Genomic DNA, 12,728 nt, shown 5'->3' with positions numbered 1-12,728 from the left:
CCCGGGCGATAAAGGTCGAACATCAGATTTCCTCCCGCATTCGGCTGCGGTGGACGGCTGACTGCCGAGCCGCTGCCATCATTGCTCCTCCCGCCCGATGCGCTATCACTGATCCCGGGCACCGCACACCACATTCAGGGAGGGGCCGAATGTTTGCGTCTACGATGTGTCGCGGACGAGACCTTGTCAGGCAAGGGAGATTTTTTCCCGTTGTTGTCCTCGCGGTATGCATGGCTGGACCGGCGGCGGCGGCAGGAGAGAAGGTCGCGGTGTTCGATTTTCAGCTGGTCGATTCCAGCCTGGAAGGCTCGATGATGGGCAAGGACGCCGCTCAGGAGGCACGGCTCGCCCGCATGGCGCCGATGCTGCGCAAGGACATCGCCGGGCTCGACGGTTACGAGCTTGTCGATACCGGCCCGGTCGCCAGACAGGCCGAGGACGCCAATCTCCAGAATTGCGGCAACTGCGCGCTGAAATTTGCCGGCGAGGTCGGGGCGGACATCGCCGTGGTCGGGACCGTCCAGAAGGTCTCCAACCTCATCCTCAACATCAATGCCTTCGCCTTCGACGTCAAAACCGGTAAACCGGTCGCCAGAGGCAGCGCCGACATTCGCTCGAACACCGACGAGAGCTGGGAGCGGGGCGTGCAGTATCTCTTCAAGAATACGTTGAAGAAGCAGTTCGAGGCGGCGCGTTGACGAAATTGCTGGCAAGCGTCACGGGACCCGGCGAAGCCGAAGCGGCGCTCGCCGGCGGCGCCGATATCATCGACCTGAAGGATCCCGCCCAAGGCGCGCTCGGTGCGGTCGCACCGGCCGTTCTGGCCGCGACGATCGAGCAGGTCGCGGGTCGGCGCCCGGTCTCGGCCGTGGCGGGCGATCTGCCCATGGTGCCGGATGTCGTCGTTCGCGCCGTGCGCGAGCGGCGAGAAGCCGACTTCGTCAAGATCGGCTTCTTCCCTGCACGGCGGGAGGAGCGGCTCGCCGTGATATCGGCGCTCGGCGAAATCGCCCGCGACATCAGGCTCGTCGCGGTGTTCTTTGCCGATGGCGATCCGGATCTGACGCTTCTTCCAGATCTCGCGCAGGCCGGATTTCACGGCGCGATGATCGACACGATCGGCAAGCGGCAAGGCGCGGGGGCGGCGAGCGGGCTCTTGAGTGCGCTCACCTTCGCCATGGTCGCGCGCTTCGTGCGCTCTGCCCGCGAGCATGGGCTGATGACCGGCCTTGCCGGTTCGCTGGAAGCGCCGGATGTCCCGCGTCTTCTCGTCCTCGAACCCGATTATCTCGGGTTTCGCGGCGCGCTGACCTGTGGGGCGCGGTCCGACTCCATCGATGAAAACAAGGTTCGGCGGATGTCCGATCTGATCGCTGGCGGCCGGACGGTCCTCGCCGCCGACGATCCGGGCGCTTCGGCGAAACGAGCTTTTGAGCCGATGGACGAGGCTCGCCTCGATCGCATCTTCGTTCGCGACCTCGTGCTCGACATGGAAATCGGTGCCTACGGCCACGAGCGCGGCCGGCGCCAGAAGGTGCGCTTCAGCGTCGATGCCCGGATCGACCGGATCACCGCGCAAGCCGACGACATTTCCGAGGTCTATTCCTACGATCTGATCACCGACGCGATCCGGGCTCTCGTCGAGGCCGGCCATACCGATCTCGTCGAGACCCTTGCCCTCGATCTCGCGCGGACCCTCCTGCGGGACGAGCGGGTGTTCGAGGTGACGGTGAAGATCGAGAAGCTCGAACTCGGCCCCGGCGCCGTCGGCATCGAAATCTGCCGCCGGCGCGGCGATCCTGGCGCCTGAACACGGAAAATCGCAGGCGCGAGCCGCTCGACGGACCCCGAACGGTCAGGGCCAGAAGTGTCCGGCCCGTCGGCGCAGCGTCGCTGAACCCGCATCTGGCCTTGCGCTGAGACCGTCGCGGGAGTTCATTGTCATGCCAAAGGACGTTCGGTAAAAATCGCGTTTTTATCGAGGAAGCTTGGATCGATCGGGTTCAACCAGGAGTTCCCCATGAGGAAGCTATCGGTCCGAAGAGGCTGAAGCGAACGGGAGGAGGCGGTCGCGCGGTTGCGCAGGCTGCCCCGGCAATCGAAAGGGGTCAGCGCAATGGGCAGAGGTCAGCAGTTACTCGTCGTCAAGCTCGGAGGCAGTTCGGTATCTTCGCCGGACCTTCACCGTTGGGTCAGGGCGTTGGAACAGTCCAGTTTTCCGACAGTCGTCGTGCCGGGAGGCGGACCCTTCGCCGACACGGTGCGCCGCTATCAACCAAAGCTCGGCTTCGACGATCGGGCGGCCCATGAGATGGCGATCCTCGGTATGGAGCAGTTCGGCCTCGCGCTGATCAGTCTCAGCGCGCGGATGACACGGGCGCGCGATCGCGAGGATATCGAGACGGCGATCGAGGCAGGCCGCATTCCCGTCTGGCTTCCGCGCGACGTCGCCCTGACGGCGCCCGACATCGCCAAGGACTGGAGCGTGACCTCCGATTCGCTCGCCGCCTGGCTCGCGCGCCGGATGTCGGCGCGCCATCTCTGCCTGATCAAGCAGCTCGACGTGCCGGAGGGCTCTCAGATCGAGGCGCTGGTCGCCGCCCAGATCGTCGACGAGACCTTTTCCGATCAGCTCGGAAACTATGCGGTTTCCATCGCCGGCCCCGGCGATCTTGCAACAGCCGGCCTGAGGCTCACCGACGGCAGGGTGCCGGGCCATCAGCTGTCGGATCACGCCGTGGGGCTGTCCGTCGCCGCGGAGTGAGGCTCTGCGTCAGGGTTTCGGAGACGGCGGGCTTTTCAACGGACGATGAATGCCCGACATAGCCGCAATGGCGAAACCGCGACTGCTCTTCCTGACCGGACATCTGGCCCGCCCGCGCCTCGAGCGGATCCTCGCCGGCATTGGCGAGACCGCATTCGACTGGGCGATCGCCGATATCGGCGTCAAAGTCGCCGCGCTCGCCACCGGCGACATCATCGAGCGGCGGCTGCAGCGACCGGTCGAGGCCGATCGCGTCGTGCTGCCGGGGCGATGCCGTGCGGACCTTGCAAGGCTGGAAGCGTCATTCGGCGTGCCCTTCGTCCGCGGCCCGGACGAACTCGTCGACCTGCCGGAGTTTCTCGGCCGCAAGGGCGGACCGCCCGATCTCTCCCGTCATGCCATGCGCATCTTCGCCGAGATCGTCGACGCGACGGCCCATCCCGTCGAAACGATCGTGGCGAGGGCCGAGAAGATGCGGGGCGAGGGGGCGGACGTCATTGATCTCGGCTGCCTGCCGGATACGCCCTTTCCGCATCTGGAAGAGATGATTGCCGGGCTCAAGGCGGCCGGCCATACGGTCAGCGTCGATTCCGCCGATCCGGACGAGTTGTCCCGGGCAACGCGCGCCGGCGCCGACTATCTCCTCAGCCTCAACGAAGAGACGATGCACATCGCCCGCGAAGGCGACGCCGTGCCGATCCTCGTGCCGGCCATCCCCCACGATCTCGCCTCCCTCGACAGGGCGATCGAGACCGCGCGGGCGATGGGGATCGATTTCATCGCCGACGCGATCCTCGATCCCATTCATTTCGGCTTCACCGCCTCGCTCTTGCGCTATCACGAGCTGCGCCGCCGCCATCCGGACATCTCCATCCTGATGGGGACGGGCAATCTGACGGAGCTGACCGACGCCGACACTTCGGGGATAACCGCGACGCTGCTCGGCATCTGCTCGGAGCTGTCGATCGACAATCTCCTGATCGTCAATGTCAGCCCGCACACCCGCGCGACGATCGCCGAGCACGATGCGGCCCGGCGCATGCTCTTTGCGGCGAAAGAGGACAACGCCTTGCCGCGCGGCTATTCGAGCGCGCTCCTTCAGGTTCATGACGTGAAACCCTTTGCGGTCACGCCGGGCGAACTCGGCGAGCTGGCGGCGACGATCAAGGACCGGAACTACCGGATCGAAACCGCCGAGGACGGCATTCACCTCTTCAATCGCGACATGCATCATGTCGCCACGGACGCCTTCGAGCTGTTTCCGCATATCGAAGTGGACGGCGACACCGGCCACGCCTTCTATCTCGGGGCGGAACTCCAGAAGGCGGAAGTCGCCTTCAGGCTCGGCAAGCGTTACGCCCAGGACGCGCCGCTGGATTTCGGCGTCGGCGCGCCGCGGAACGAGGAAGACCGGACGCGGCTCGAAGAGGCCGGCCATACCCTGAAAGCACAGAAGAACGCGCGTCGGACATCGGCTGCGAAATCTGCCGACGATGACGGCGAGGGCGAGGGGAGTTGAGGCGATGCCTTATATTCGTGAAACGATCCTGACCACGATGTCCGAGGCAGGCGAGGTCCACATCGCGCCACTCGGCATCATTCAGGAAAAGGACGGCTGGATCATCGCGCCTTTCCGCCCCTCGACGACGTTGGCCAACATCGAGGCGACGGGCCGTGCGGTGGTCAACTATACCGACGAGGCGAAGATCTTCGCCGGCTGTCTTACCGGCCGCAGGGACTGGCCCCTGACCCCTCTCGAAAACTGCCCGGTGCCACGGCTCAAAGCGGCGCTGTCGCATGACGTGTTGCAGGTCGAAAGCGTCAGCGGGGATGAAACGCGCCCGCGCTATTTCTGCAAGGTGATCGCGTCCGGCCAGCATCGGGCCTATACCGGCATGAACCGTGCCAAGGCGGCGGTGCTCGAAGCGGCGATCCTCGTCAGCCGCCTGAAGATGCTGCCGGCCGAGAAGATCGAGACCGAGATCGCCTATCTCAAGATCGCCATCGACAAGACCGCCGGCCCGGACGAGGAGCAAGCCTTCTACTGGCTGCTCGAAAAGGTCATCGAGCATCTGGCGGAGGTGGAGGGGAAAAGCTGAAAGCCGCTGCTGGCCGCCATGCCGCCACAGGGGCAGAGGCGCGCTCGCCGAGTGTGGAAGGCGAGTTCCAGTGTACCCATCTTCTTCCCCGACAAAAGCGCGTCTCGATGTCCGGCAAGGAGGTTTGATAGCGAAATTGCCAGATGCTATCATGGCGCCAGAATTCAGGAACGGACAGATGGCGCAAATAACGATCCGCAAGCTCTCTGACGAGATACACCGAGCTCTCAAGGCCCAGGCCGCTCATGACGGGATCAGCGCCGAGGAAAAGGCGCGCCGACTGCTGGCCGAGGGCCTTTTCCCGCCAAATGAAACCGGCTTTGGCGACCGTCTGCGGATGCTGGCTGATGGCGTCGACTTGGAGGGCGTCGATTTTGACCGGGATCGGACCGGGATCGAGGGTGCCGACTTCTCGTGATTTTGCTTGATACGAACGTCCTGTCGGAGGCTATGAAGCCGAACCCGGATTCCAACGTCCTCGCATGGCTGAACCAGCAATCTCCGTCCACGCTCTGGTTGACGACGATCACGGTGGCCGAGCTGCGGTTCGGTGTCGCGAAATTGCCAGAAGGCAAACGGCATGCGGCGCTCGAGAACCTTGTCGAATCCTATATCGCTCTCTTCTTCGGTCGCATCGCTTCGTTCGATATGCCGGCAACGGTTGCCTTTGCCGCACATGCGGCCGGCGCGGCCCGACGAGGCCGCGAGGTCAAGGGCTTCGCCGACGCTGCAATAGCCGCGATTGCCGTTTCGAACGGGTTTTCCGTGGCCACACGCGACATTCGTCCGTTCGTGGACATGGGGGTCCAGGTGATCAATCCCTGGTTGCCGGCAGAAACGCCCCGCGCTTGACAGCGATTGCATGCGCTGACGCGATTCAAACGCACCGGCTTTTTCCGAAAATGCGTCGCCGCCCCTCCCGCCCTCGTTGAACACTTCGTCACCCTGCGGGAGTCGACGAAACCATCGCGCCTTCCGCCCGTTAACGATCGAATTTCGAAACGTTCCAGATTGGGCGCGGCAAAGCATCACGCCTGACGGACGCCAGCGAAGGGCTATTCCACGCGATGAAGTTGAAGATCAACGGGATCGAGCACGAGCTCGACATCGATACACGCACGTCGCTTCTCGACGCCTGCCGGGACCATCTCGGTTTCACCGGTTCGAAGAAGGGTTGCGATCACGGCCAGTGCGGCGCCTGCACCATGCTGGTCAATGGCCGCCGGATCAATTCCTGCCTGACCCTCGCGGTCATGCATGAAGGTGACGAGATCACCACGATCGAGGGCATCGGTCAGCCGGACAAGCTGCATCCGATGCAGGAGGCTTTCCTCCACCATGACGGATTTCAGTGCGGCTACTGCACGCCCGGACAGATCGTCTCGGCAGTGGGAATGCTCGGCGAGGTCAAGGACAACTGGCCGAGCCATGCGAGCGACAATGTCACGGGAGATGCCAACCTCTCGAGCGACGAGATACGCGAGCGTATGAGCGGTAACATCTGCCGCTGCTCCGCCTATCCCAACATCGTCGACGCCATCGAGAGCGCCAGCGCCAAGATGAAGGAGACGGCATGAGACCGTTCGAATACGCCCGCGCCAGCGATGTCACCGAAGCCGGCAAACTCGCAGGCCGCTTCATTGCCGGCGGCACCAATCTCCTCGATCTGATGAAGCTCGAGGTGGAAACGCCGGACAAGCTCGTCGACATCACCCGTCTGCCGCTTCGCGACATCGAGACGACGGATGACGGCGGTCTGAGGATCGGGGCCCTCGTCACCAACTCCGACCTCGCTGCCGATCCGCGCATCCGCAAGGATTACGAGCTGCTGTCGCGCGCGCTTCTGGCCGGCGCTTCCGGCCAGCTGCGCAACAAGGCGACCACCGGCGGCAACCTACTCCAGCGCACGCGCTGCGGCTATTTCTACGAGACCTCGCAGCCCTGCAACAAGCGTGAGCCCGGCTCCGGCTGTGCCGCGATCGGCGGCTTCAACCGGATCCACGCCATTCTCGGTGCGTCGAAGAACTGCATCGCGACCCATCCCTCGGACATGGCCGTTGCGATGCGCGCGCTCGGCGCAGTCGTCGAGACGCAGAAAGCAGACGGTTCAACGCGGGAAATTGCGGTCGACGACTTTTATCGCCTGCCCGGCGATACGCCGCAGATCGAGAGCGAACTTCAAGAGGGCGAGCTGATTACCGCCGTGCGGCTGCCGAAGCCGATCGCGGGCGTCCATCGCTACCGCAAGGTCCGCGACCGCGCGTCCTATGCCTTTGCGCTGGTCTCGGTGGCGGCGATCGTCCGCACGGATGGCGGCAAGATCGCCGAGGCGCGTCTGGCGTTCGGTGGCCTCGCCCACATGCCTTGGCGCGACGAGGCGGTGGAGAAGGCGCTGATCGGCGAAGCGCCCTCTATGGCGCTGTTCGACAAGGCAGCCGACATTCTCCTCGCCGAGGCCAGGGGCCAGGGCGAGAACGACTTCAAGATCCCGCTCGCGCGGCGCACGCTCAAAGCCGTGCTCGCTGATGCAACGAAGGGAGCCTGATCATGAACAAGCACGTCATGGACGAAGCGATCGGCGAGACCCGCCTCGATCGCAACACGCAAGGGGTGATCGGCAAGGGCGTCGATCGTTACGAGGGCAAGCTCAAGGTGTCGGGCAAGGCGCCCTATGCCTATGAGCATCTGATCGGCGAAAAGGTCGCCTATGGCTACGTCGTGACCGCGCCAATCGGCCGTGCCAAGGTGAAGTCGATCGACGCCATGGCGGCGCAGTCGCTGGCCGGTGTGCTGACCGTCGTCAGCGGCGACGAGGTTCTGCATTCCTCGGCGCAGCCGCTGTCGCCGGCCGTGCCGGCGATGAAGGGCGAGATCCTGCATTACAACCAGCCGGTCGCGCTGGTCGTTGCCGAAAGCTTCGAGATCGCACGCCAAGCGGCAAAGCTGGTCAAGGTCGAATACGAGGCCAAGGAAGGCCACTACGAGATCGAGAGCCGGCGCGGCACCGGGCGGGCCACCGAGGAAGGGCCGATGCCGGCCGACACCAAACGCGGTGACTTCGAAAAGGCCTTCGCTGCGGCCGAGGTGCAGTTCGACCAGACCTATCGCACGCCTTCCTATCAGGCGGCGGCCATGGAGCCCCATGCGTCGGTCGCCAAATGGGACGGCGACCAGTTGACGATCTGGTCCTCCTGCCAGCTGCTCGATCTCAACGTCCAGCAGATTGCCAATGGCATCGGTGTCGACCCCTCCAAGGTCCGGCTCCTCAGCCCCTATATCGGCGGCGGTTTCGGCTCGAAACTCGGCATCGGGCCGGATGCGGTTCTCGCGGCTCTCGGTGCCAAGGCCGTTGGGCGGCCGGTCAAGCTGGCGCTCACCCGGCAGAACGTCTTTCAGGCGACGTCGCGCCGGGGCGAGACGATCCAGCGTGTGCGTATCGGCACGACCAAGGACGGCAAGATCACCTGTTTCGGCCATGAATCCGAGACCGCCAATGCCGAAGGCGAGGGGTTCTTCGAGCCATCCGGCATTTCGACCGTCTTCCTCTATCCGGGAGAGGACCGGCTGGTGACCCATCGTGTGATCACCACCGACGTTCTGACGGCTTCGGCCTGCCGCGCGCCGGGCGAGGCGACTGGCATGCTCGCGACCGAAAGCGCTCTGGACGAGCTTGCGGAGCGCTTCGGCATGGACCCGGTGGCGTTCCGCAAGATGAACGAGCCTGAGAAGGATCCGCAGGAGGACCTGCCGTTTTCGTCCCGGCGGCTTCTCGATTGCATCGACGAGGGTGCCAGGCGCTTCAACTGGGCGGATCGGCCATCGAAGCCTGCAGCGCGCCGCGAGGGCGAGTGGCTGATCGGCTACGGCATGTCGTCCGCCAGTCGCGCCAACTCGCTGATGGCATCCTCGGCGGAGATCGAGATGAGCCCCGAGGGTCGAGCGATCGTCAAGACGTCGATGACCGACATCGGCACCGGCACCTACACGATCCTGCAGCAGATCGCTGCCGAAATGCTCGGTCTGCCGCTCGATCATGTCGACGTTCTCCTCGGCGACACCTCGCTGCCAGAGTCGTCCGGCTCCGGCGGGTCCTGGGGGGCGAACTCGGCCGGCTCCTCGGTCTATGTCGCGGCAGAAGCCTTGATCGAAGAGTTCGCCAAGCGTCTCGGCGTCGAGGCCGAAACGCTGACGCTCAAGGACGGCCACGCGATTTCCGGCAATCGCCAGATCCCCTTTGCGGAAATCCTGAACGGTGACACGATCAAGGTGCAGGGCAAGATCGAACCGGGCGACACCTCCTCGAACACCAACCAGGCGAGCTATGGTGCGCATTTCGCCGAAGTCGCCGTCAATGCGACGACCGGCGAAACCCGGGTTCGCCGGCTGCTGACTGTCGGAACTGCGGGCCGCATTCTCAACATGAAGACGGCGACCTCCCAGTGCTATGGCGGCCAGATCTGGGGCATCGGCTACGCTCTGGAGGAAGAGCTCGTCGTCGATCCGCGCAGCGGCCTGATCGTCAACCACGATCTCGCCGAGTATCACGTGCCGGTCCATGCGGACGTGCCCAAGCTCGACGTCGTGCTGCTCGAGGATCGCGATCCCCATGCGAGCCCGCTCGCCGGCAAGGGCATCGGCGAACTTGCCATTGCGGGCGTCGGCGCGGCGATCAACAACGCGATCTACAACGCCACGGGCGCCCGCATCCGGAGCTATCCGATCACCATGGACAAACTCCTGTCGCATCTGCCCGACGAGGTGGGCGAGGCGGCCTGAGCGCTTCCTCGATAGGGACTGAAAAAGCGGGCCGGCGCATTTGACGCCGGCCCTTTTTTTGTCGTCTCAGATAAGCGGCTTTTCGAAGTGGAAACGGCGGATGCCGCCGCCGATCGTCTTGTTGCTCGCCGTCTCGGCGGTTTCTTCGCGAGTGAGGTCGAAGCCGGTGGAGCGATAGAGCGCCAAGGCTGCCTGCTGCAGCTCCGAGGTGCTGAGCACCAGCCATCGGTAGCCCTTGGCGCGGGCATGGCGTTCGGCGTCGAGCAGCATCTTTCTTGCCAGACCCCGCCGCTGGAAGTCGGGGGCGACATACATGCGCCGCAGCTCGATGCGGGCATCGTCCTGCGGCTCGAGGCCGTACATCCCGCGCAGCATGCCGCCTTCCACAGCCAGCCGGAACCAGCCGCCGGCTTCGGCATAATAGGCCTCGATCCGGTCGATTTCCTCGTCGAGCGACATGGCGATGTAGCGCTCGAAGGTCTCGCGCCTGTCGGCGGGTGCCATCAGTCGGTTGATCTTGATGAACAGGTCGCGGACGGCGCCGGCATATTCTCCCGCGTAGGGGACGAAGGTGACAGCGCCGGCAGGGTGGGGCGGCGGGCTCAACCGGACCGCCCGGCCAGCACCGCCAATGCAGCCGCAGGAGCCGCCCGGCAGACGGCGTCGCGCAGTTCTGCGGGGCAGTCGAAGAGGTCCGGAAAGTCGACGACGCCGCGATCGAGCCGTGCCGCGAGGCGCTTCAGCACCGGCCGGCCGGTGCCGGCGACGACGACCGGGGCGTCTTCCGAAATGTCCTCGCGCGACAGGACGAGCAGCACCGCGTCGTGGATCTTGCGCAGCTGCTCTTCGGCAAAGCCGTGACCGAGCCATTCCCAGGCGCCGTCGGTGGCGGCTTCGGCGTCGAGGCCGATCATCCGGGCAAGGCGACGGCGCGAGGCTTCGATCGTCTTCTCTTCGCCGTCGGCCGCGGGATAAAGGTCGTCGGCCTCGTCGAGAACGCCGATCACGCGCTGGACATCGGCCATGGTGGCGAAGAGCTCGTTCATCACCGGGATGCTGCGCCCAGCAAAGGCGGCCCGGCTGGAAACCGCCATCACGGGCGTGCGCGTATAGCCCTGATAGACAAGCTCGCCGCAGGCAAGGCGGTCATTGTCGGTGTGGCCACTCGCCTTCACCGCGCCGCCGGCGACGGGCAGGATGTCGGTGGTCGTGGAGCCCATGTCGATGAAGACGGCTTCCTCGATGTTGGCCGCCGCGAGTGCCGCGCTAGCATGCCAGTTGGCCGAGGCGATCTCGTTGGCACTGGATCTCGCGTCACCCGGCGACAGAAAACCCGCCGCTCCGCCATAGAGCGAAACGTCGCCCGACAGCCGCTCGGCAAAGAGCCGGGAGAGCTTCTCGACGCCGTCGCGGCGAGAGGAAAACACGTCGGAAAGTTCGCCGGTCATGGTGACGGCGTGCCGATCGATGGTGGCTGCGTCGATTTCGCCGAGAATCTTGCCAAGGCCGGCTTCGAGATGATCGAGCCCCTGCCAAATCGGGGTCTGCTCCTGCCAGACGCGCAAAATGCGGTCGTCCTGCGCAAGGGCCGCTTTCAGATGGGCCCCGCCGACATCCCAGCCCAGTGTTCTCGTCATGCCGTTTAACGTCTCGCATTCGTCGTTGTGGCCGCCCCCATCAGTGACGGAAAGACCGCACGCGGCAAACTTCCTGGCAAGGCCACTTTATCCGTCGCCCTTGGTCCGTCTGCCCGATGAGGCCTATATGACCACCGAAAGCGGTGCAGTCTCAAGGTCGAAGATGCAAGTCGTTCCGGTTCTGGACATCAAGCAGGGTCTCGTCGTGCGCGGTGTGATGGGCGAGCGGGCGAACTATCGCCCGATCGAGACGCCGCTGTCGCAAGGCCCGGAACCGCTTGCAGTCGCGCGCGGGCTCCTCGCTCTGCATCCGTTCGATGCGCTCTACATCGCCGATCTCGATGCGATCGAGGGCCTGGCGGTCGAAGGCGTCGTCGCGGAAGGCGAGACGCGCCGTCGCCGCGGCGAGCCCGACGCGGCACTGATCGAAAGCCTCGTTGCCGCCCATCCAGGCGTCACGCTCTGGCTCGACGCCGGCGTTGCGAATTTCGACGGCGCCATGGCGATCGACGCGCTTTCGGGCGTTTTGTGCGTCGTTGGAAGCGAATCGGTGGACGAGGCCGAGACGGTCCGGCGCCTTGCCGAAGAGACCGATCTTGCTCTGTCGCTCGATTTTCGCGGCGAGGCTTTCGTCGGGCCGCCGGAGCTCTGGTCCAACGAGAGCCTGTGGCCCGAGACGGTTATCGTGATGACGCTGGCCAAGGTGGGCAGCGGCGCCGGCCCGGATATGGACCGCCTCGCCGAAGTCATGGCGCGTGCCGGCCGGCGCAAGGTCTTCGCCGCCGGCGGCGTGCGCGGCCCGGCCGATCTTGCAGCCCTTAAGGACATGGGGATCGCCGGGGCATTGGTCGCGACGGCGCTGCATGACGGGCGGATATCGGCCGCCGATCTCGCTGAAACGACCATGTGACTCTAGCGCTGGGCCGGCTTTCTCCGCAGCGTCCGGCGCCGCCAGTCCAAGCCTGAACGCAGCGCGTCTTTTGGGGTGTTTCGGTCCCATGCGATGTGATATCTGAACCCCCGCGCCGGCGTAGCACAGCGGTAGTGCAGCGGTTTTGTAAACCGAAGGTCGGGAGTTCGATCCTCTCCGCCGGCACCATCAATCTTGAAATTTCACTAAATTTTGATCGGCTTGGTCAGGCACTGGCGTTGCGGGTTCAAATCTCGCTTCGCACCAGCCGTTCGCTCGGCGTTCCGAGGTCGGCGGGGCTTGCCGGCCGGATCACGACGGCAGAGCCGAGAACTGCGCTTCGAGCCGCAGTTGCGAATCATCCTGCTCGGTGAAACCGCCATCGACGAGTCCGTTTCGCCAGCCATGCCAGTAGGAGCGCGAGACTTTCGACAGCGTGCATGGCGAGCCACTGATGCCGTCCATGTACCCACACAGAATTTCGCCTTCATCGAGATTCTTAAAATCAGAGATATTTTCAACGGGTTGGAAGAACTGCATGA

Annotated in this window: 14 protein-coding genes and 1 tRNA gene; 12 read left to right on the top strand and 3 right to left on the bottom strand. The window is 64.7% G+C overall.

Annotated elements, in window-relative coordinates:
- The first annotated feature begins 230 nt into the window (after positions 1 to 230).
- The 10 genes from J6595_RS03615 to J6595_RS03570 all read left to right on the top strand — a co-directional run bounded on the left by J6595_RS03615 (position 231) and on the right by J6595_RS03570 (position 9,639).
- Entirely contained in the window at positions 231 to 698 is a 468-nt protein-coding gene (locus tag J6595_RS03615) for a DUF3280 domain-containing protein (RefSeq protein ID WP_245197597.1), read from the top strand.
- Positions 695 to 1,810 (top strand): (5-formylfuran-3-yl)methyl phosphate synthase, encoded by a 1,116-nt coding sequence (locus tag J6595_RS03610; protein ID WP_209593092.1) that lies wholly within the window; start codon positions 695 to 697, stop codon positions 1,808 to 1,810. Before J6595_RS03615 ends, J6595_RS03610 begins: the two co-directional genes overlap by 4 nt.
- Positions 1,811 to 2,116: 306 nt before the next feature.
- On the top strand, positions 2,117 to 2,764 hold the full coding sequence (locus tag J6595_RS03605; RefSeq protein ID WP_209593091.1) for an amino acid kinase family protein: 648 nt from the start codon (positions 2,117 to 2,119) through the stop codon (positions 2,762 to 2,764).
- A 49-nt stretch (positions 2,765 to 2,813) separates the two neighbouring features.
- Positions 2,814 to 4,283, top strand: a complete 1,470-nt coding sequence (locus J6595_RS03600; protein ID WP_245197596.1) for a DUF6513 domain-containing protein — start codon at positions 2,814 to 2,816, stop codon at positions 4,281 to 4,283.
- A gap of 4 nt (positions 4,284 to 4,287) precedes the next feature.
- The gene (locus J6595_RS03595) at positions 4,288 to 4,863 is read left to right on the top strand and encodes a DUF447 domain-containing protein (RefSeq protein WP_209593090.1); all 576 of its coding nucleotides are present in this window, start codon (positions 4,288 to 4,290) and stop codon (positions 4,861 to 4,863) included.
- Positions 4,864 to 5,014: 151 nt separating this feature from the next.
- Positions 5,015 to 5,281, top strand: a complete 267-nt coding sequence (locus J6595_RS03590) for a FitA-like ribbon-helix-helix domain-containing protein (RefSeq protein WP_209593089.1) — start codon at positions 5,015 to 5,017, stop codon at positions 5,279 to 5,281.
- The gene (locus J6595_RS03585; protein ID WP_209593088.1) at positions 5,278 to 5,715 is read left to right on the top strand and encodes a PIN domain-containing protein; all 438 of its coding nucleotides are present in this window, start codon (positions 5,278 to 5,280) and stop codon (positions 5,713 to 5,715) included. The genes J6595_RS03590 and J6595_RS03585 overlap by 4 nt, the downstream gene beginning before the upstream one ends.
- 215 nt (positions 5,716 to 5,930) lie before the next feature.
- Positions 5,931 to 6,440 carry a 2Fe-2S iron-sulfur cluster-binding protein gene (locus J6595_RS03580; protein ID WP_209593087.1) on the top strand — a complete coding sequence of 170 codons (510 nt, stop codon included), beginning with the start codon at positions 5,931 to 5,933 and terminating at the stop codon, positions 6,438 to 6,440.
- On the top strand, positions 6,437 to 7,408 hold the full coding sequence (locus J6595_RS03575; RefSeq protein ID WP_209593086.1) for an FAD binding domain-containing protein: 972 nt from the start codon (positions 6,437 to 6,439) through the stop codon (positions 7,406 to 7,408). The genes J6595_RS03580 and J6595_RS03575 overlap by 4 nt, the downstream gene beginning before the upstream one ends.
- 2 nt (positions 7,409 to 7,410) lie before the next feature.
- Positions 7,411 to 9,639 (top strand): xanthine dehydrogenase family protein molybdopterin-binding subunit, encoded by a 2,229-nt coding sequence (locus tag J6595_RS03570; protein ID WP_209593085.1) that lies wholly within the window; start codon positions 7,411 to 7,413, stop codon positions 9,637 to 9,639.
- Between the two features lie 66 nt (positions 9,640 to 9,705).
- On the opposite strand, the gene J6595_RS03565 is transcribed toward J6595_RS03570, so the two are convergent.
- Both J6595_RS03565 and J6595_RS03560 read right to left on the bottom strand, forming a co-directional pair.
- The gene (locus tag J6595_RS03565; protein WP_245197595.1) at positions 9,706 to 10,245 is read right to left on the bottom strand and encodes a GNAT family N-acetyltransferase; all 540 of its coding nucleotides are present in this window, start codon (positions 10,243 to 10,245) and stop codon (positions 9,706 to 9,708) included.
- Positions 10,242 to 11,276: a hydantoinase/oxoprolinase family protein gene (locus J6595_RS03560; RefSeq protein ID WP_209593084.1), complete on the bottom strand. Its 1,035-nt coding sequence runs from the start codon at positions 11,274 to 11,276 to the stop codon at positions 10,242 to 10,244. The genes J6595_RS03565 and J6595_RS03560 overlap by 4 nt, the downstream gene beginning before the upstream one ends.
- Positions 11,277 to 11,439: 163 nt before the next feature.
- On the opposite strand from J6595_RS03560, the gene J6595_RS03555 reads away from it, so the two are divergent.
- A complete protein-coding gene (locus tag J6595_RS03555; protein WP_209593083.1) occupies positions 11,440 to 12,186 on the top strand; it encodes a HisA/HisF-related TIM barrel protein in 747 nt (248 codons plus the stop codon).
- A gap of 114 nt (positions 12,187 to 12,300) precedes the next feature.
- A tRNA-Thr gene (locus J6595_RS03550) sits at positions 12,301 to 12,375 on the top strand.
- Between the two features lie 123 nt (positions 12,376 to 12,498).
- Here J6595_RS03550 and J6595_RS03545 read toward each other — a convergent pair.
- Complete coding sequence (locus J6595_RS03545) at positions 12,499 to 12,726, bottom strand: hypothetical protein (RefSeq protein WP_209593082.1); 228 nt, start codon at positions 12,724 to 12,726, stop codon at positions 12,499 to 12,501.
- Between the last annotated feature and the right edge of the window lie 2 nt (positions 12,727 to 12,728).

The sequence above is a fragment of the Jiella mangrovi genome (assembly GCF_017815135.1).
Lineage (GTDB): Bacteria > Pseudomonadota > Alphaproteobacteria > Rhizobiales > Rhizobiaceae > Jiella > Jiella mangrovi.
Note: the sequence above shows the minus strand (reverse complement) of the source record. Positions and strands in the feature narration are given on the sequence as shown.

Bases quoted from the DNA above. Each gene is read 5' to 3' on its own strand.
- J6595_RS03615 (WP_245197597.1), top strand. From the start codon at position 231: ATGGCTGGACCGGCGGCGGCGGCAGGAGAGAAGGTCGCGGTGTTCGAT.
- J6595_RS03605 (WP_209593091.1), top strand. From the start codon at position 2,117: ATGGGCAGAGGTCAGCAGTTACTCGTCGTCAAGCTCGGAGGCAGTTCG.
- J6595_RS03600 (WP_245197596.1), top strand. From the start codon at position 2,814: ATGCCCGACATAGCCGCAATGGCGAAACCGCGACTGCTCTTCCTGACC.
- J6595_RS03595 (WP_209593090.1), top strand. From the start codon at position 4,288: ATGCCTTATATTCGTGAAACGATCCTGACCACGATGTCCGAGGCAGGC.
- J6595_RS03590 (WP_209593089.1), top strand. From the start codon at position 5,015: ATGGCGCCAGAATTCAGGAACGGACAGATGGCGCAAATAACGATCCGC.
- J6595_RS03580 (WP_209593087.1), top strand. From the start codon at position 5,931: ATGAAGTTGAAGATCAACGGGATCGAGCACGAGCTCGACATCGATACA.
- J6595_RS03575 (WP_209593086.1), top strand. From the start codon at position 6,437: ATGAGACCGTTCGAATACGCCCGCGCCAGCGATGTCACCGAAGCCGGC.
- J6595_RS03570 (WP_209593085.1), top strand. From the start codon at position 7,411: ATGAACAAGCACGTCATGGACGAAGCGATCGGCGAGACCCGCCTCGAT.
- J6595_RS03560 (WP_209593084.1), bottom strand. From the start codon at position 11,276: ATGACGAGAACACTGGGCTGGGATGTCGGCGGGGCCCATCTGAAAGCG.
- J6595_RS03555 (WP_209593083.1), top strand. From the start codon at position 11,440: ATGCAAGTCGTTCCGGTTCTGGACATCAAGCAGGGTCTCGTCGTGCGC.
- J6595_RS03545 (WP_209593082.1), bottom strand. From the start codon at position 12,726: ATGCAGTTCTTCCAACCCGTTGAAAATATCTCTGATTTTAAGAATCTC.